Below are 16,523 nucleotides of genomic sequence, written 5' to 3'. Positions count from 1 at the left end.
TCCGGATCGGATGGGTGTGCGGATCAGGCGACCCACACCTCGACGTCGGCGGCGGCGAGTGCGTCGGCGAGCGCGCCGCTGGGCGCCTCGTCGGTGACGAGCACGTCGATCTCGTCCAGCGCGGCGAAGCGGCGCAGCGACTCGACGTCGAACTTGGTGCGATCGGCGAGCAGGATGACCCGGCGCGCGGAGCGCACGATCGCGCGCTTGACCTCGCCCTCCTCGGGGTCGGGGGTGCTCGCGCCGAAGCCTGCGGAGAGGCCGTTGGCGCCGATGAAGGCGACGTCGGGGCGCAGGTTCTCGATGCTCGAGACCGTGGCCGCTCCCACGGCCGCCCCCGTGACGGCGCGCACTCGACCGCCGAGGATCGTGAGATCCGCGTAGCCCGCGGCGGTCAGCGCCGCCGCCAGCACCACGGAGTGGGTCACGACGTGCACGCCGGGCTGGGCGCGGTGAGCCAGCAGCTCGGCGAACGCGCCGGTCGTTGTGCCGGCATCCAGCAGGACGGATCCGGTGAATCCCCCTCCGAGCCCCTCGACGGCGCGCGCGGCGATCGAGCTCTTGGCGGGCGCACCGCGATTCTGACGCTCGCGCAGATCGACCTCGGCGGCGCTGCCGCGATCGGGGGTGACCGCGCCGCCATGCACGCGGCGCAGCGCGCCCTGCTCCTCGAGCACGGCGAGGTCGCGGCGCACCGTCTCGGTGGTCACGTTCAGGCGCTGGGCCAGCTCGGCCACAGACACCCGCGCCTCATCGAGCAGCATCCGCTCGATCAGCTCCCTGCGCTCCGTCGCGTACATCGTCCTCCTTCGGATGCGAAGACATTACAACGCATTCCCACAGAAAACAACACAAACGCAGATCCTTGTCGTCCCGGATCCGGCGCCCGGCGCCCGGGCCCCGGCGGAGGCTCGAGGCGCGCCCGGCCCAGCGTGGGCCGTTGACTAGTCCCGCGCGGGATTACTAGTCCAGGCGGGACTAGTAATCCCGCGGAGGACTAGTCAACGCACGGAACGCCGTGTCGCCACAACTCACAGTCCCGCGTCCGGACCCCGCCCCGCGCGCGACCCCCAACGCGAGCGCCCCGCCTCGCCGGAGGGCGAGACAGGGCGCGGCGGGGCGGAGCGGATCAGCTCAGACCGGAGTAGGCGTGCAGACCCTGGAAGAACTGGTTCACGATCGTGAAGTTGAAGATGACGGCGGTGAAGCCGACGATCGACAGCCAGGCCGAGCGCGTGCCGCGCCAGCCCCGGGTGGCACGCGCGTGGATGTACCCGGCGTAGAGCACCCAGATGATGAAGGTCCAGACCTCCTTGGTGTCGAAGCCCCAGTACCGACCCCAGGCGTCCTGCGCCCAGATCGACCCGGCGATCAGGGTGAAGGTCCAGAAGATGAAGCCGATGATCGCGAAGCGATAGGCCAGCCCCTCGAGAGCCTCGGCGGTCGGCAGCGTGCGCAGGAACGAGCGCTTCGGCGCGGCGTCGGTGGCCGCCGCCAGCTCGAGGCGCTCGCGGCGGGCCTGCAGCAGCTGCAGCACCGACAGGCCGAAGGCGAGCGCGAGGAAGGCCGTGGCCAGCGAGGCGACGAACACGTGCACGATCAGCCACACCGAGCGCAGGGGGTCGGCAAGCGGCACGACATCCACGTGGTACAGGGTCGCCGCGCCCATCAGCACCGTGACGAGGCCCACCATGAACGTGCCGAGGAACCGCAGGTCGCGCCAGAACTGCACACCGAGGTACACGGCGATCACGAGCAGCGTTCCGGTCATCGCGAACTCGTACATGTTCGACCACGGCACGCGCCCCGCGGCGATGCCGCGCAGCACCGTGCCCGCGAGGTGGAACAGCCAGCCGAGCACCGTCAGCACGGTGCCGATGCGGGCAAACACCTGGTTGCGCCGGTCCTCCGCGGCGTGCATCGCCTGCACGCCCGGGGCGATCGTCTGCGTGTCGATTCCGCCGGCGGCCACGAGCACCTTCGCGTCGGCCCTCTCGAGCGACAGCTGCGAGCGCTTGGCGAGGTCGAACGCGTACGCGATGAACGCCAGAGCGTAGATGGCGACCGCGGTCCACATAAGAAGGAACGAGATCCCGTCGAGCGGGCCGGCTTCGGGGTGCATGGGCTGGATCCTACTTCTCGAGGGTGGAGAGGTGCTTGGTGCGCAGCTGCTCGAGGGCGGCCGCGAGGGTGGGGTCCTCACCGCGCGCGAGCGCGGCGTATTCGATCTCGATCGAGCCGTCGGTCCCGGGGGTCGCCTTCACCCAGACGCGTCGGCGCGGCACGAAGAGCGCGGTCATCAGTCCGGCGATCAGCAGGATCGCGAAGACCAGCACGAAGATCGCGGATCGGTCCTGGTGCGTCTGCAGCGACACGAATCGCTTCACCGACTCGGTCGCCCCGACCATCGCCCGATCGGCGTCGACGGGCGTCTCGTCCTCGAACGTGATGGTGCCGAGTCCGTTCGGCAGGTCGGCGGTCTCGCCCGGGGCGAGCTGGATCGCCTCGACGTCGGCGTCGCCGCCCGCGAGCTGCGTCATGCCCGTCGGGTCGAGCTCGTAGACGTTGCGCGGCACACCCTCGTTGATGCCGAGATCGCCCGAGTAGACGTTGAGCGTGAGCAGCGGGTCGAGCGTGTCGCCGTAGATGGAGGTCTTGGCACCGGTGTCGAGCTGCCCCCGGGTCGGATAGAAGAAGCCGATCATGCCCAGCTGCTCGGGCATCCCGTCGGCGATCTTCACCACGCCCATCGACGTCATGTTGGCGTCCTGCGGGATGAAGGGAACCGACTCGCTGAACACCGCGTCGCCGTCGGCGTCGCGCACGGTGATGGTCGGCGCGTAGCCGTTTCCGAGCAGGTAGACGCGCTCCCCCGCCACCTCGAGCGGGTGGTTGACGCGGATCGTGCCGCTCGTCTCCTCGCCGCCGGGCTTGGTCACGGTGACGTTGGCCGCGAAGTCTCCGGCCTGTCCGGATCCGAGCGGGGCCGGTGGCTGGTAGGTCACGTCGAACGAGTCGAGCCGCATCGAGTAGGGGTTCAGCGCCTCATCGCCGACGAACCGTCCGCGGTTCATCGACGAGTAGTCCACGAGCGAGTTCACGAGGGTCTGCCCCTCGACGAAGATGCGCTGGCCGGTGTACGCGAATCCGCCGCCGATGCCCACGGCCAGCAGCACGCCCACCAACGAGGCATGGAAGACGAGGTTGCCGGTCTCGCGCAGGTAGCCGCGCTCGGCCGACACGGAGAAGGCGCCCCTGCCGTCGTAGCGCTCGACGCGGTAGCCCTGGCCCTTCAGCAGCGCGGTGGCCTCGTCGATGGCGTGCGCGGCGCCGACCTCGGCGTCACCTTCGCCCTCGACGCGCTGGGTGAGGTGGTCATCGAGTCGCGACAGGCGTGCGGGCGTGCGCGGCGGGCGTGCGCGCAGGGCCTTCCAGTGGTGCTGCGTGCGCGGCAGGATGCAGCCGACGAGCGAGATGAACAGCAGGATGTAGATCGCCGAGAACCAGGCCGACAGGTACACGTCGAACATCTGGATCGCATCGAGGATCGGGAAGAGCCCGGGGTTGTCGCGCTCCCACTGCACAACGCCGTTCGGGTTCGCCATGCGCTGCGGGAAGATCGAGCCCGGAACCGCGGCGATCGCCAGCAGCAGCAGCAGCACGAGTGCCGTGCGCATGCTCGTCAGCTGACGCCAGCCCCACCGCAGCCAGCCGACGACGCCCAGCGCGGGCGAGGTCACCGTGTCGTCGGACGAGTCGACGTGATCTGACGGACGAAGCGGATCGGATCCGCTCGCCTTCTTCGACGCAGCCTCAGAGGAGGGTCGGGATACCAACGAACACCCCCTGGAGGCGAGACATGATCTGGGTCCAGATGCCGAGCACCATCAGCAGCCCCAGGAGGACGAGGAGCACGCCGCCGACCACGTTGACGACGCGGATGTGGCGGCGCAGGAATGCGAGCGAGCGCGTCGCCCAGCCGAAGCCGAGGGCGATGAGCAGGAACGGGATGCCGAGGCCCAGCGAGTACACGAGGCCGAGCAGTCCCCCGCGCACCGGATCACCCTGCTGCCACGCGACGGCGATGATCGCGCCCAGCGTCGGACCGATGCAGGGAGCCCAGCCGAGACCGAGCGCGATGCCGAGCAGCGGGGCGCCGATGAGGCCGAGGTCGCCCTTCACCTGCGGCTTGGCGATCTTCTGCGCGAAGCCGAACAGCCCCATGAACACCAGGCCGAGCAGGATGATCACCACGCCCAGGATGCGCGTGATCAGGTCGCCGTACAGGATCGAGAATCGCGACATCGCGCCGCCCGCGACCCCGCCGAGCACAACGATCGTGACGAAGACGAGGGTGAACCCGGCGACGAACAGCAGCACGCCGCCGACCAGCTTGCGGCGCCCGACGAGCGCTCCGGATCCGGAGGCCTGCGGATCGACGGATCCGCTGATGAACCCGAGATAGCCGGGCACGAGCGGAAGCACACACGGCGAGAGGAACGACAGCAGTCCCGCGACCAGCGCGAGCGGGAGCGAGGCCCACAGCGCGCCGTCCAGGACGACGGAGGTCACGCCTTCTCCGCCAGGGCGTCCTTGACGAGCGTCGAGAGGATCGACGGGCTCTCGATCATCGACAGGATGCGCGCGGCGACGCGGCCCTGCTTGTCGATGACGAGGGTGGTCGGTGTGGCCGAGATGGGCGTCTCGGCGGCGAACGCGAGCTTCACGGTGGCGTCATCGACGTCGATGATGCTCGGGTAGGTGATGCCGAACTCCTCGGCGAAGGAGCGCGCCTGGTCGGCCTGGTCGAAGGTGTTGACCCCGACGAAGGAGACGCCGTCGTCCTTGAACTCGTCGTACACCTTCTGCAAGTCGGCGGCCTCGACGCGGCAGGGCGCACAGGTGGCGTACCAGAAGTTGACGACCACGACCTGCCCGGCGAGGTCCTCGCTCGAGAGCTTCTCGCCGTGCTCGGTGACGCCCTCCCAGACGACCGGCTCGCCGCGATCGGCGGCCGGGAACTCCTGGATGAGCTGCTCACCGGCGATGTATCCCGTGTCGCCACCCTCGCGATACTGCTCGGCGACAGGATCGGGGGTGCATGCGGCGAGGCCCACGGCGAGCGCCGCGATGCCCAGTGCCGCGGTCAGACGCGCGACGAGACGGGGGTTCTGAGGCACCCTTGGATTCTACGTTTCCGGCTATGCCGGGGCTGTGTGCGCGCTGACTGCTCGCGCAGGTGCTTCGCTCTCGAAAGACCGCCGGATCACACCGCTCCCACGTCGACCGCGCCCGCGGTCTGGGCGGGCTCGGCGTAGGAGACCTCGCGCCACACGTCGCCCACGCGCTCGAACGACGTGACGCTCGAGAGGGCGCAGCGTCGCGTGCGGGGGTCGTGGCGCAGGGGCAGCCCCGCCACCGAGAGGTGCCAGAGCCAGATGGGCGCCTGGTGCGACACCACCACGACGTCGCCGCCGTCGGTGTGATGCCAGGCATCGTCGAGGGCGGATCGCATCCGCTCGACGATCGCGTTGTACGGCTCGCCCCAGCTGGGCAGCGACGGGCGGCGCAGCAGCCACCAGTTCGCGGGGTTGCGGAGCGCGCGGCTCATGCGCTGGCCGGCGAAGAGGTTGGTGGGCTCGATGACGCGCTCCTCGAGCTCGGGCGTCAGCCCGAACAGCTCGGCGAACGGCTCGGACGACTCCTGCGTGCGCTGAAGAGGCGAGCACAGCAGGCGCGACACGGGCCGGTCGAGGCCCCGGATGTGCTCGGCCGCGACCCGGGTCATCGCGCGGCCGGCTTGGCTCAGCCCGAAGCCCGGGATGCGCTCGTAGAGCACCCGGGCGGGGTTGTGGACCTCGCCGTGACGCACGAGATGGATCCGGTCGGCAGGCATGCTGTCCCCGTTCGTCGGCGTGGTCCGCGGGAATGGCGCGGTGCTTCGATCCTAGGATCGGTGCGCCAGCCGGAGAGTGTCGCCCGTCGCGGTTACCGTGGTCGGGTGAGCAGGCGGGGACGGCGATCCGACGGCGCGCGGCTGAGGGCGAGGGCGGCGTCGGCGCTGCTCGCCGCGGCGCTCGTTGTGGGGCTCTCGGCCTGCGTGCCCGAGCCGGAGCCCGGCGAGGCCCGTCGCGATCCCGCCCCCTCGTTCGCCGATGCCCGCACCACCCAGGTCGACGGCGACGGTGAGAGCTGGACCACCGGCGACGTGGCGATCGACGTGCCCGCGGGCGCCGTCACCGTCAAGGTCGCGGGCATCGCCGTGGGCGCCGAGATCGGCGTCGCCGATTCGGGGATCGCCCGCGAGACCTTCGGCACGCCGGTGCGGATCGAGACGACCTCTGCCCTGCATGATCCCGCCACCGTGACGTGGGATGTCGGCGGGCTCGACCCCGGTCTCGCAGAGGCCGCCGTGCTGGTGGCCTGGGACGACGACGCGCGCGTGTGGCGCCCGCTCGACACGCCCCTGACGGTGGCCGACGGCACGCTGTCGGCTCAGCTCGACGCCAGCGGGGTCGTGACCTGGGCGACCGGCGCGCTCTCCACGCCCGCCGCGACCCCGGATCCGGCGTCACCCGCCTGCGACGGCCCCTCGCTGCCCGGCTGGGTGGCGGTGTTCGGCGATCCGGACCGCTCGCGCGACGACGCCGCCCTCCCCTCGTGCCCCGAGAACCCGCAGGGCGACGAGCTCACCGTGCACACGGCGAGCGCGAGCCCCGTGACCCGCGCGCTCGAGGCGCAGGAGGGGGCCGGATGGCAGTGGGCCACGCGTCACGGCGCCGCCGGGCGGTTCTGGGCGCTGGCGGCGTCTCTCATCGACGACGAGCGCACCGTGCTGCTGCCCCCGTCGGCGACGGTCGACGTCGGATTCCGCGCGCCCTCTGATCCGGCGGTGCCGCTTCGCGCGGTCGCGCGGGTCGACGCTCGCACCGCGACCGTGGACCTGCTCGCCGCGTTCGCACGGCAGGTGTCGCTGGGCGAGGTGGCGGACGCCTCGGTGGACGCGCTGCTGACCACCCTGTACGAGTGCGGCGCTTCGCAGACCGGTGCGCTGACCGATCCGGCCGCCGCGGGGGCCGTCGCTGCGGCGCTGACGGCGTGCGACCTCGGGCCGGTGGCGCACGCGCTGGCCGGGACGATCCGCGACAGCGACGACGACGCGGCTGTCCAGGGCGCCCGCGCCGCCGCGACGGCGGCGCGGCTTGCCGCGCAGGGCCGCTTCGACGACATCGCGTCGAGCCACGCCGAGGCGCTCGCGGCCGCTGCCGCACTGCCGCAGGGCGGCGCGTCCTTCACCGTGCTCGCCCGCCGTGATGCTCCCGCGCTCGGCTCGTGGACGCCCACCTGCACCGACCCCGCCGCCGACTCGATGGCGCTGTTCGGCGTGCTCGCCGTGCAGCCCCCGTTCGTCGGCGTCCCGCGCGACATCGCGGCCGATCCCCAATGGCGCGACGCCGTCGTGACCGCTCTCGCGCCGCTCGCGCGCTGCACGCCCGCGCAGCAGGCGGCCTTCGCGATGCAGGTGCCGGGCGAATGGAACGACCCCGATGCGGCGGGCGTGGTCGTCGAGGAACTCGCGGGGCTCGGGCTGTCCCTGCTCACGTGCGATGAGCTGTTCGCGGCCGCCGCCCCGCTCGCCGCCGGCTTCTCGCCGGCATCCGGCGTCACCGCCGGCACGGGTCAGCTCGCGTGCGCATGGGGGGCTGATCGGGGCAAGGACGTCGCCGACGAATCCCAGCGCGCGCTCGTGCAGGTGTGGGTGTCGCGAGAGGCCGGAGACGCCGCGGCGGTCGCCACGCGCCGCGGCGAACTCGAGAAGCTGCCCGACAACGGCCTGCAGCAATCCGCCACGATCACTGCCGCGGACGGCTACCTGCTCGGCTCGTACATGCCCACGGGTCTCGAGCTCGAGGCGCGGGTGCCGGGCTACCGGGTCGTCATCACGACGACGAGCGCGACGGAGCCGGCGCAATGGCGCATGCATGAGGGGATCGCCGCGGCGGAGGCCGTCGTCGCCGCCGTCGCGGGCTGAGCGGGCCAGACGCGCCCGGGGCTACTCCTCGCGCTCGCGGCGCCCGCGGCGTCGCGCGCGCCACCGCACCACAACGAACCACACGATCAGGCCGGCGACAACGACGATCACGATGTCCTGCACGATCGACAGGTACGGATCGATCACGTGCCACTTCTCGCCGAGGATCCAGCCGAGCATTACGAACAGCGTGTTCCAGATCAGGCTGCCGCCGCCGGTGAAGGCGAGGAACCGGCCGAGCGGCATGCGCACGATGCCCGCAGGGATGGAGATCAGGCTCCGGATGCCCGGCACGAAGCGTCCCAGGAACACCGCGCGCCCGCCGTACCGTCCGAACCAGTCGACGGTCTTGTCAACGTCTTCCCCGCTGACCAGGGGAATCCGGTCCGCGATGCGGCGCAGGCGATCCGGCCCGAGCCACGCACCGAGCCCGTAGAGGGCGAGCGCTCCCACGACGGAGCCGAGCGTCGTCCAGAGCACGGCCTCCCACAGCGTGAACGCCCCGCGCGAGGCCGCAAGGCCCGCGCTCGGGAGGATGACCTCGCTCGGGATCGGCGGGAACACGTTCTCCAGCGCGATCGCGAGGCCCGCACCCGCCGGGCCGATCACGTCCATCAGGCCGACGACGCCGTCGATCAGCGCGCCGAGCCAGGATCCGTCGCTCATGCTCCGCCGTTCAGGATGAAGAGCGCGCCGAGGCCGATGCCGAGCGGGAGCACGATCGCCGCGAGCGGCACCCACCAGATCAGCCAGCGCTTGAGGATGCCGATGATGACCACCACGCTCGCGAGCGCGAGCGCGATGCAGGGCGCGAGGATCATCCAGGCGTAGAACCAGCCGTCCGGGTCATCGGCCACGCAGTCGAGTCCCTGGCAGGCCCAGCTCGCGATGCCCGAGACGGGCAGCGCGATGCCGATGCCGATGAGCAGCAGCACGACCGCGACGATCATGTCGAAGCTCCGGATGGGGCGCACGGCGTCGCCCTTCTTCGCACCGGGGGCCGCCGATCCGGATCTCGCCTTACCCGTCGATCCGGATCTCGCCTTCCCCGTCGATCCGGCTCGCGAAGATCCGGACTTCGCCGCCCCGGGCCTCGACGGGGCGGGGGCGCGGCGGGAGGAGGGGGATGAGGGCATGGGCGCAAACTAGCATCGGGACCTCGGTGAGAGCGGCACGGGCGGGAAGAAAGCCCCGGTGAAGCGCCGCGTAGACTTGACGGGTTGCCTGACGCCTATTCCGTCATCTGGCGGTCGTCAGATGAACCAGGAGGAACCCCCGTGCTTCGCACCCACACCGCCGGCTCGCTGCGAGCCGAGCACATCGGTCAGACCGTCACCCTCACGGGCTGGGTCGATCGCCGTCGCGATCACGGCGGAGTGGCGTTCATCGATCTGCGCGATGCCTCGGGCATCGCCCAGGTGGTCATCCGCGACGAGGCCGTGGCGCATCCGCTGCGCAGCGAGTTCGTGCTGAAGGTCACCGGCGAGATCGGCAAGCGCCCCGCGGGCAACGAGAACCCGAACCTGCCGACCGGCGAGATCGAGCTCATCGCGACAGACGTCGAGGTGCTGAACGAGTCGGCCCCCCTGCCGTTCCAGGTCTCGGGTGGCGAGAACGCCGACCCGATCGGCGAGGAGGTGCGCCTCAAGCACCGCTACCTCGACCTGCGCCGCCAGGGCCCCGCCGCCGCGATCCGCCTGCGCTCGAAGGTCTACAAGGCCGTGCGCGACGTGCTCGCCGAGCGCGAGTTCGTCGAGGTCGAGACCCCGACGCTGACGCGCTCGACGCCCGAGGGCGCCCGCGACTTCCTGGTGCCCGCACGTCTGCACCCCGGCAGCTGGTACGCGCTGCCGCAGAGCCCCCAGCTGTTCAAGCAGCTGCTGATGGTCGGCGGCATCGAGAAGTACTACCAGATCGCGCGCTGCTACCGCGACGAGGACTTCCGCGCCGACCGCCAGCCGGAGTTCACGCAGCTCGACATCGAGATGAGCTTCGTCGACCAGGAAGACGTCATCGAGATGATGGAGGACGTCATCACGGCGATGTGGAAGACCATCGACGTCGACGTCCAGACGCCGCTCCCCCGCATCACCTATGCCGACGCGATGGCGAAGTACGGATCGGACAAGCCCGACCTGCGCTTCGGCCTCGAGCTCGTCGAGGCGACCGACTACTTCTCCGAGACGCCCTTCCGCGTGTTCCAGTCGGAGTACGTCGGCGCCGTGCTGATGCCCGGCGGCGCGAGCCAGCCCCGCAAGACGCTCGATGCCTGGCAGGACTGGGCCAAGCAGCGCGGCGCCCGCGGCCTGGCCTACGTGCTGTTCAACGAGGACGGATCGCTCGGCGGCCCCGTCGCCAAGAACCTCTCCGAGGCCGAGCAGGCCGGGCTGAAGGACCTGGTCGGCGCCTCCGCCGGCGACTGCGCCTTCTTCGCCGCGGGCGAGACCAAGTCGTCGCGTGCTCTCCTCGGTGCGGCGCGCGTCGAGATCGGAAAGCGCCTGGGTCTGCTCGACCCCGACACCTTCGCGTTCACGTGGGTCGTCGACGCCCCGATGTTCGAGCCCGCCTCCGACGCGGTCGCCTCGGGTGACGTCGCCGTCGGCGCCGGCGCCTGGACCGCCGTCCACCACGCCTTCACGGGCCCGAAGCCGGAGTTCGAGGACACCTTCGACACCGACCCCGGATCGGCCCTGGCCTACGCGTACGACATCGTCTGCAACGGCACCGAGCTCGGCGGCGGATCGATCCGCATCCACCGCGAGGACATCCAGAAGCGCGTCTTCAAGATCATGGGCATCGACGAGGAGGCCGCACAGGAGAAGTTCGGCTTCCTGCTCGACGCCTTCAAGTTCGGCGCCCCGCCGCACGGCGGCATCGCGCTGGGCATGGACCGCGTGCTGCAGCACCTGACCAAGACCGACTCGATCCGCGAGGTCATCGCGTTCCCGAAGTCGGGCGGCGGCTTCGACCCGCTGACCGCGGCGCCCGCCCCGATCACCCCGGAGCAGCGCGCCGAGGCCGGCATCGACGCCGACCCCGAGGCCGACGAGGCGTAAGCCCCCGCTCGCCGAGCGAGCGAGCCAGTCGAGACGCCCCGAACCTCCGCATGAGGCTCGGGGCGTCTCGTCTTCGCCGCCTCCGCCTCGCCCGCGAGCGAAAAGGGCGAGCGGAAATGTAGCCTCCCCCCATGGACACCGACATCGTCGTCGTGGGGGCCGGGCTCGCCGGGCTTGTGGCCGCAGCCGAGGCCGCCGACCGGGGCAGGAGCGTCACGCTCGTCGATCAGGAGGGCGAGCAGTCGCTCGGCGGGCAGGCGTTCTGGAGCTTCGGCGGCCTGTTCCTCATCGACAGCCCCGAGCAGCGACGGATGGGCGTGAAGGACTCGCTCGACCTCGCCCGTCAGGACTGGTTCGGCAGCGCCCAGTTCGATCGTCCGGAGGACCGCTGGCCGCGCGCCTGGGCCGAGGCCTACCTGGGCTTCGCGGCGGGCGAGAAGCGCGCGTGGCTGCGCGAGATGGGCCACCGCCTCTTCCCCGTGGTGGGCTGGGCCGAGCGCGGCGACGGTCGCGCCGGCGGGCACGGCAACTCCGTCCCGCGATTCCACATCACCTGGGGCACGGGCCCGGGCCTCGTCGAGCCGTTCGAGAAGCGCGTGCGCGCGCACGCGGAGGCCGGCCGCATCCGCTTCGCCTTCCGTCATCGCGTCGACGGCCTGCTTCTCGACGCCGGGTCAGTGGTGGGCGTGCGCGGAGCGATCCTTGCTCCCGACGACACCGCGCGCGGAGCCGCCACCAACCGCGAGGTGCAGCGCGAGTTCGAGCTGCGCGCGCAGGCCGTGATCGTCACGGCCGGCGGCATCGGCGGCGACCACGATCTGGTGCGCGCCGCCTGGCCCCCGCGCCTGGGCACTCCCCCGCGCTCCATGGTGAGCGGCGTTCCCGCCCACGTCGACGGACGAATGCTCACCATCACGCGCGACCACGGCGCGAGCCTCATCAACCCCGACCGCATGTGGCATTACGTCGAGGGCATCCGCAACTGGGATCCGATCTGGCAGAACCACGGCATCCGGATCCTGCCCGGGCCGTCGTCTCTCTGGCTGGATGCCGCGGGCAATCGCCTCCCGGCCCCGCTCTACCCGGGCTTCGACACGCTCGGCACGCTCGCGCACCTGCGCGCCACCGGATACGACACCTCCTGGTTCGTGCTCACGCAGAAGATCATCGAGAAGGAGTTCGCGCTCTCCGGATCGGAGCAGAACCCGGATCTCACCGGTCGCGACCTCCGGCTGCTTGCGAAGCGGATCGGCAAGGGCGCGCCGGGGCCCGTCGAGGCGTTCAAGCGGCACGGTGCCGACTTCGTCGTGGCCGACACGATCGAGGAGCTCGTGGCGGGCATGAACGACATCGCGGATCCGGATGCCCCCGCGCTCGACGCGGCCGCCGTGCGACGCATCGTCGGGGAGCGCGACCGCGAGATCGTCAACCCCTTCTCGAAGGACGCGCAGGTCACGGCCCTCCGCGGAGCGCGCCAGTACCTCGGCGACAAGCTCATCCGCGTGGCGAAGCCGCACCGCATCCTGGATCCCGCCGCGGGACCGCTCATCGCGGTCAAGCTGCACATCCTCTCGCGCAAGACGCTCGGCGGGCTGGAGACCGATCTGCAGGGCCGGTGCCTCGCGCCCTCGCCGGACGGCACGGGCGAGCCCCTCCCCGGCCTGTACGCGGCCGGCGAGATCGCCGGCTTCGGAGGCGGCGGGATGATGGGCTACAACGCCCTCGAGGGCACGTTCCTCGGCGGCTGCCTGTTCTCGGGGCGCACGGCCGGCCGAGCCGCGGCCGCCGCGGTCAGCTGAGCGGGCTCAGAGCTCGAAGTCGATCGCGGCGCGGTGCTCGCTGCGGATGGTGCCGATGAACTCGGCGGCCTTCACGTGCTCGGGGTGCACGGTGTAGCCGTTGAGCGACTCGAGATCGTCGAAGTCGGCATCGACGGCGAAGTCGAAGTTGCCTCCCCCGAGCACGTCCTCGCGCACGTCCATGCGCACAAGGCCGGGCACAACGCCCACAAGCGCCTTGAGGCGCTGCCGGGCCTCGGCGACCTGGGCGGTGCGCGTCTCGGGGTCGTCGGAGACGAGCTGGAACAGGACGACGTGACGGATCATCGGATCTCCTCGATCAGGTTCTGGGGGCGGTGACGGCGGCGGTCAAGGCCGCCCGCAGACGGTCGGCTGACACGCGCCAGTGGCCGTGCAGGGTGTCGTCGATGAGGACGACGGGGATCTTCTCCCACCAGGCGTCGTAGAGCGCCGGGTCCTCCTGGATGGAGGCCTCGCGCACATCGATGCTGTCCGCGATGTCGGAGGGCAGTTCGGCGAGCACCTGATCCACGATCTCCCGCGCGACGTCGCAGAGGTGGCAGTCGGACTTGCCGATCAGCGTGAGGGTGGTCACCGCGCGGCGCTCAGAGGTCGACGGGGTAGCCGGCGTCGCGCCATGCGGCGGTGCCCCCGGCGACGTTGGTCGTCTCGTAGCCGCGCTCGTTCAGCGCCTGGACGACGCGCGCCGAGCGTCCGCCGAGCTCGCAGATGACATCGAACGGCTCGGCCGGCAGCTCGCCCACGCGCTCGTTGAGCTGCGACATCGGGATGTTGACGGCCCCGGGCACGTGACCGGCCTCGTACTCGTGCACCTCGCGAACGTCGACGAGGGGGACATCCTTGCGGGAGTGCAGGTCCTGGACCGAGATCTCGTTCATGTCTCCATTATTGCGGCGCCCACCGGCGAGGGCGCTCGATCCGGCCGTCACGCCGCGGTGATGCGCCGGGTGTGCCAGCCGGTCGCGCCATCCGGAGCGGGCGGCGCCGTCTTCGAGGTCTGGGTCGATCCGTCGGCGCTCAGAGCCCGGCATCGGATGATGTGCTCGCCGGCGCCGAGCTCGACGCGCGTCGACCACTGCACCCACGTATCCGCTGAGATCGCGACCGCGAGCGCAGCCGCTTCCCACGGTCCGTCGTCGACCTGCACCTCGACCCCGGCGATGCCGATGTGGGGGTGCCACGCGACCCCGGCCACGGTGACCTCGCCGGATGCGACCGCTCCCGCGCGCGGCACGTCGATGCGCGACTGCAGCTTGATCGGGCCTCGCGCCGACCATCCGCGATCGGTCCAGTACGCGCGGGCGCGGTCGAAGCGCGTCACCTCGAGATCCACCACCCACTTCGTCGCCGACACATAGCCGTAGAGCCCGGGCACCACCATCCGCACCGGGAACCCGTGCGTCAGCGGCAGCGGCTCGCCGTTCATGCCGATCGCGAGCAGCGCGCCGCGATCGTCGGTCAGCGCCTCCAGGGGCGTGCCCGCGGTGAAGCCGTCCTGCGACCGCGACAGCACCATGTCGGCCTCGGGCAGCGGCCCCGCCTGCGCGAGCAGCTCCCGGAGGGGGTGGCCGAGCCAGACCGCGTTGCCGACGAGGTCGCCGCCGACTTCGTTCGAGACGCAGGCCAGCGTGACGGGGCGCTCGACGAGCGGCAGGGCGAGCAGATCGTCCCAGGTCAGCTCGATCTCGCGCTGCACCAGGCCGTGCACCCGCAGCGTCCAGGTCGCGGGATCGATCTCGGGCACGATGAGCGCGGTGTCGATCCGGTAGAACGCGTCGTTCGGCGTGACGACGGGTGCGAGCCCCGTGACCCCGAGCTCCGATCCGGGAGGCAGGATCGCCCCCGCGGCGGGCGTCGGGAGCCGGAGAGCGGATCGGATGGCCGCGACCGACCGCGCGCCCGCTTCGCGAGTCGCCGCCCAGGCGATCATCGCCGCGCCCGCGAGCGCGGAGGCGAGCGAGGCGCCCAGGAAGGCGCGGCGGGTCATCCCCGCCGCGCCGTCGCCGTCCGTGCGCGCACGCGCCAGCAGGAGGGAGAGCACGATCGCCGCCACGGTCCCTGCGACGAGAGACGGCACAACGGCCAGCACGCCGCCGTCGGCGCGGGTCACGGCGGCGAGGGCGCCGACGACTCCGAGGGATCCGGCGACGACCGCGCCCCACGGCGGGCGCCGCCGCTGCAGCAGCCCCGCGACCGCCGCCACCGCCAGCAGCACAAGCGCGATGAGGGTCAGCAGGGCGACCTTGTCGCCCGTGCCGAACAGCGCGATCGCGAGGTCCTTGGCCCACGCCGGCGCGGCGTCGATGAGCACCGATCCGATCGCGGCGAACGGGCTCGTGCGGGGCGCGATCGCGGCGGCGAGCAGTTCGCCGGCTCCGGCGCCCAGAGCCGCCGCGGCGACGCCGGCGCCGGCCGCCGCGATGCGTCCGGGCTCGAACCTCATGGTCATGCCCCGAACGCTACGCCTCACGCCGCCGTGCGGGTCTCCCGGGTCTCGCGGTCGGCCCGGGCAGCCGCCCTGGACACCAGAAACGCCGGCCCGAGAACGGGACCGGCGTCAGTGGTTGCAGTCGCGACTTACTTCTTGTTGCGACGCTGGTGGCGAGTCTTGCGAAGCAGCTTGCGGTGCTTCTTCTTCGCCATGCGCTTGCGGCGCTTCTTGATGACAGAACCCATGGGAACCTCACGTAGTCAAGGGGTTGGACGCCGATCGAACAGCGTCCGGGATCGAGCACAGCGGAAGCGTGCCTTCGGGACAGCCTACCGCATGCGTCGCCCTGCACTTGGCGAGGGCGACGGTTCGGACGAGGCTCTCAGCCCGCGTCGGCGATGGGGCGCTGCAGCGCGGCGGTGACGGCCGACTCGGGGACCCGGTAGCTGCGGCCGAAACGAACCGCGGGGAGCTCGCCGGAGTGGACGAGGCGATACACGGTCATCTTGGACACGCGCATGATCTCAGCGACCTCGGCCACGGTCAGGAACCGCACGTCCGGCATCTCGGGCACTGCGGCCTCCCCTTCTTTAACTTGCCGCAAGCGTAGGGCTTTGCCGGGCCCCCTGTAAACCTGAGTGACGGATGTGACGGATGTGACGATCACGCGCACGCGCGCGACGCGTCACCCCTCGGGGCGCGGGCGGAGTGGAACGTCAGGCGCCGAGGCGTTTGAGCGCCGACTGCACCACGACCTTCGCGGAGGCGGCGGCACGTCCGATGCCCTCGGCGGCGCGCACGGCGGGCACGGGAAGCGCCGGCACCTCGATCTCGCCGAGGTCGAAATCGCCGTCGGCGACGAAGAAGGGCACAAGCCAGTCGTCCACCTGCTCGAGCGGCTCGGGCGAGAGGCTGTAGTAGCGGTGCTGACCCTCTTCGCGCACGGAGACCAGCTCCGACTCGCGCAGCACCTTGAGATGCTTCGACACGGTCGGCTGGCTGACACCGAGCGCCGCGACGATCTGCGACACGCTCGTTCCCGTTGCGCCCTCCGACGAGCGCTTCAGCAGGAGCTGCAGGATCTCGCGCCGGGTGCCGTCCGCGATCACGTCGAAGATGTCCGCCATAGGGGCCAGGGTAGCCGGACGCCCACGGGAGTACCATGTCCAAGGCCCGGGGCACCG

19 protein-coding genes are annotated in these 16,523 nt (G+C 71.3%); 4 read left to right on the top strand and 15 right to left on the bottom strand.

The features are described from left to right. Positions 1 to 23: 23 nt before the first annotated feature. From J5V96_RS06030 to J5V96_RS06005, 6 genes are all read right to left on the bottom strand, one after another. Positions 24 to 800: a DeoR/GlpR family DNA-binding transcription regulator gene (locus J5V96_RS06030; protein WP_208501718.1), complete on the bottom strand. Its 777-nt coding sequence runs from the start codon at positions 798 to 800 to the stop codon at positions 24 to 26. 329 nt (positions 801 to 1,129) lie between these two features. Continuing rightward, positions 1,130 to 2,122 (bottom strand): c-type cytochrome biogenesis protein CcsB, encoded by a 993-nt coding sequence (gene ccsB, locus J5V96_RS06025; RefSeq protein ID WP_208501716.1) that lies wholly within the window; start codon positions 2,120 to 2,122, stop codon positions 1,130 to 1,132. A gap of 10 nt (positions 2,123 to 2,132) precedes the next feature. Next, on the bottom strand, positions 2,133 to 3,836 hold the full coding sequence (resB, locus tag J5V96_RS06020; protein ID WP_208501715.1) for a cytochrome c biogenesis protein ResB: 1,704 nt from the start codon (positions 3,834 to 3,836) through the stop codon (positions 2,133 to 2,135). Further along, the gene (locus tag J5V96_RS06015; protein WP_443673952.1) at positions 3,814 to 4,545 is read right to left on the bottom strand and encodes a cytochrome c biogenesis CcdA family protein; all 732 of its coding nucleotides are present in this window, start codon (positions 4,543 to 4,545) and stop codon (positions 3,814 to 3,816) included. The genes resB and J5V96_RS06015 overlap by 23 nt, the downstream gene beginning before the upstream one ends. A gap of 23 nt (positions 4,546 to 4,568) precedes the next feature. Further along, positions 4,569 to 5,180 (bottom strand): TlpA disulfide reductase family protein, encoded by a 612-nt coding sequence (locus J5V96_RS06010; RefSeq protein ID WP_307793537.1) that lies wholly within the window; start codon positions 5,178 to 5,180, stop codon positions 4,569 to 4,571. A gap of 86 nt (positions 5,181 to 5,266) precedes the next feature. Beyond that, positions 5,267 to 5,896: a histidine phosphatase family protein gene (locus tag J5V96_RS06005; RefSeq protein ID WP_208501711.1), complete on the bottom strand. Its 630-nt coding sequence runs from the start codon at positions 5,894 to 5,896 to the stop codon at positions 5,267 to 5,269. Between the two features lie 105 nt (positions 5,897 to 6,001). Here J5V96_RS06005 and J5V96_RS06000 point away from each other — a divergent pair, with 105 nt between their 5' ends. Continuing rightward, on the top strand, positions 6,002 to 8,032 hold the full coding sequence (locus tag J5V96_RS06000; protein WP_208501709.1) for a hypothetical protein: 2,031 nt from the start codon (positions 6,002 to 6,004) through the stop codon (positions 8,030 to 8,032). A 21-nt stretch (positions 8,033 to 8,053) separates the two neighbouring features. Here J5V96_RS06000 and J5V96_RS05995 read toward each other — a convergent pair whose 3' ends face one another. Beyond that, positions 8,054 to 8,698, bottom strand: a complete 645-nt coding sequence (locus J5V96_RS05995; protein WP_236014530.1) for a DedA family protein — start codon at positions 8,696 to 8,698, stop codon at positions 8,054 to 8,056. Further along, positions 8,695 to 8,982: a hypothetical protein gene (locus J5V96_RS05990; RefSeq protein WP_208501707.1), complete on the bottom strand. Its 288-nt coding sequence runs from the start codon at positions 8,980 to 8,982 to the stop codon at positions 8,695 to 8,697. The genes J5V96_RS05995 and J5V96_RS05990 overlap by 4 nt, the downstream gene beginning before the upstream one ends. Between J5V96_RS05990 and J5V96_RS05985 the strand changes: the two genes are divergently transcribed. The 3 genes from J5V96_RS05985 to J5V96_RS05975 all read left to right on the top strand — a co-directional run bounded on the left by J5V96_RS05985 (position 8,981) and on the right by J5V96_RS05975 (position 12,887). Beyond that, positions 8,981 to 9,181, top strand: a complete 201-nt coding sequence (locus J5V96_RS05985) for a hypothetical protein (RefSeq protein WP_208501705.1) — start codon at positions 8,981 to 8,983, stop codon at positions 9,179 to 9,181. The genes J5V96_RS05990 and J5V96_RS05985 overlap by 2 nt on opposite strands. Before the next feature lie 128 nt (positions 9,182 to 9,309). After that, the gene (gene aspS, locus J5V96_RS05980; protein WP_208501703.1) at positions 9,310 to 11,088 is read left to right on the top strand and encodes an aspartate--tRNA ligase; all 1,779 of its coding nucleotides are present in this window, start codon (positions 9,310 to 9,312) and stop codon (positions 11,086 to 11,088) included. A 131-nt stretch (positions 11,089 to 11,219) separates the two neighbouring features. Next, positions 11,220 to 12,887, top strand: coding sequence for an FAD-binding dehydrogenase (locus J5V96_RS05975; RefSeq protein WP_208501700.1), 1,668 nt, complete (start codon positions 11,220 to 11,222; stop codon positions 12,885 to 12,887). Positions 12,888 to 12,893: 6 nt separating this feature from the next. On the opposite strand, the gene J5V96_RS05970 is transcribed toward J5V96_RS05975, so the two are convergent. The 7 genes from J5V96_RS05970 to J5V96_RS05940 all read right to left on the bottom strand — a co-directional run bounded on the left by J5V96_RS05970 (position 12,894) and on the right by J5V96_RS05940 (position 16,466). Then, complete coding sequence (locus J5V96_RS05970; protein ID WP_208501698.1) at positions 12,894 to 13,193, bottom strand: Dabb family protein; 300 nt, start codon at positions 13,191 to 13,193, stop codon at positions 12,894 to 12,896. 13 nt (positions 13,194 to 13,206) lie between these two features. After that, complete coding sequence (locus J5V96_RS05965; protein ID WP_208501696.1) at positions 13,207 to 13,482, bottom strand: glutaredoxin family protein; 276 nt, start codon at positions 13,480 to 13,482, stop codon at positions 13,207 to 13,209. Positions 13,483 to 13,492: 10 nt separating this feature from the next. Beyond that, a complete protein-coding gene (locus J5V96_RS05960; RefSeq protein ID WP_208501694.1) occupies positions 13,493 to 13,786 on the bottom strand; it encodes a rhodanese-like domain-containing protein in 294 nt (97 codons plus the stop codon). Positions 13,787 to 13,833: 47 nt separating this feature from the next. Beyond that, complete coding sequence (locus J5V96_RS05955; protein WP_208502405.1) at positions 13,834 to 15,351, bottom strand: molybdopterin-dependent oxidoreductase; 1,518 nt, start codon at positions 15,349 to 15,351, stop codon at positions 13,834 to 13,836. A 134-nt stretch (positions 15,352 to 15,485) separates the two neighbouring features. Then, positions 15,486 to 15,584 carry a 30S ribosomal protein bS22 gene (locus J5V96_RS05950; protein WP_003792170.1) on the bottom strand — a complete coding sequence of 33 codons (99 nt, stop codon included), beginning with the start codon at positions 15,582 to 15,584 and terminating at the stop codon, positions 15,486 to 15,488. Positions 15,585 to 15,721: 137 nt separating this feature from the next. After that, complete coding sequence (locus tag J5V96_RS05945) at positions 15,722 to 15,913, bottom strand: helix-turn-helix domain-containing protein (protein ID WP_055992940.1); 192 nt, start codon at positions 15,911 to 15,913, stop codon at positions 15,722 to 15,724. 142 nt (positions 15,914 to 16,055) lie between these two features. Continuing rightward, positions 16,056 to 16,466: an ArsR/SmtB family transcription factor gene (locus tag J5V96_RS05940; protein WP_208501692.1), complete on the bottom strand. Its 411-nt coding sequence runs from the start codon at positions 16,464 to 16,466 to the stop codon at positions 16,056 to 16,058. Positions 16,467 to 16,523 lie beyond the last annotated feature (57 nt).

It is taken from the genome of Microbacterium stercoris, from assembly GCF_017592545.1.
GTDB lineage: Bacteria > Actinomycetota > Actinomycetes > Actinomycetales > Microbacteriaceae > Microbacterium > Microbacterium stercoris.
This window is presented reverse-complemented; position numbering and strand designations above follow the sequence as displayed.

Bases quoted from the DNA above. Each gene is read 5' to 3' on its own strand.
- ccsB (WP_208501716.1), bottom strand. From the start codon at position 2,122: ATGCACCCCGAAGCCGGCCCGCTCGACGGGATCTCGTTCCTTCTTATG.
- J5V96_RS05955 (WP_208502405.1), bottom strand. From the start codon at position 15,351: ATGAGGTTCGAGCCCGGACGCATCGCGGCGGCCGGCGCCGGCGTCGCC.
- J5V96_RS05975 (WP_208501700.1), top strand. From the start codon at position 11,220: ATGGACACCGACATCGTCGTCGTGGGGGCCGGGCTCGCCGGGCTTGTG.
- J5V96_RS05995 (WP_236014530.1), bottom strand. From the start codon at position 8,698: ATGAGCGACGGATCCTGGCTCGGCGCGCTGATCGACGGCGTCGTCGGC.
- J5V96_RS05950 (WP_003792170.1), bottom strand. From the start codon at position 15,584: ATGGGTTCTGTCATCAAGAAGCGCCGCAAGCGCATGGCGAAGAAGAAG.
- J5V96_RS06005 (WP_208501711.1), bottom strand. From the start codon at position 5,896: ATGCCTGCCGACCGGATCCATCTCGTGCGTCACGGCGAGGTCCACAAC.
- J5V96_RS05960 (WP_208501694.1), bottom strand. From the start codon at position 13,786: ATGAACGAGATCTCGGTCCAGGACCTGCACTCCCGCAAGGATGTCCCC.
- J5V96_RS05970 (WP_208501698.1), bottom strand. From the start codon at position 13,193: ATGATCCGTCACGTCGTCCTGTTCCAGCTCGTCTCCGACGACCCCGAG.
- J5V96_RS05985 (WP_208501705.1), top strand. From the start codon at position 8,981: ATGTCGAAGCTCCGGATGGGGCGCACGGCGTCGCCCTTCTTCGCACCG.
- J5V96_RS05990 (WP_208501707.1), bottom strand. From the start codon at position 8,982: ATGATCGTCGCGGTCGTGCTGCTGCTCATCGGCATCGGCATCGCGCTG.
- J5V96_RS05940 (WP_208501692.1), bottom strand. From the start codon at position 16,466: ATGGCGGACATCTTCGACGTGATCGCGGACGGCACCCGGCGCGAGATC.
- J5V96_RS06030 (WP_208501718.1), bottom strand. From the start codon at position 800: ATGTACGCGACGGAGCGCAGGGAGCTGATCGAGCGGATGCTGCTCGAT.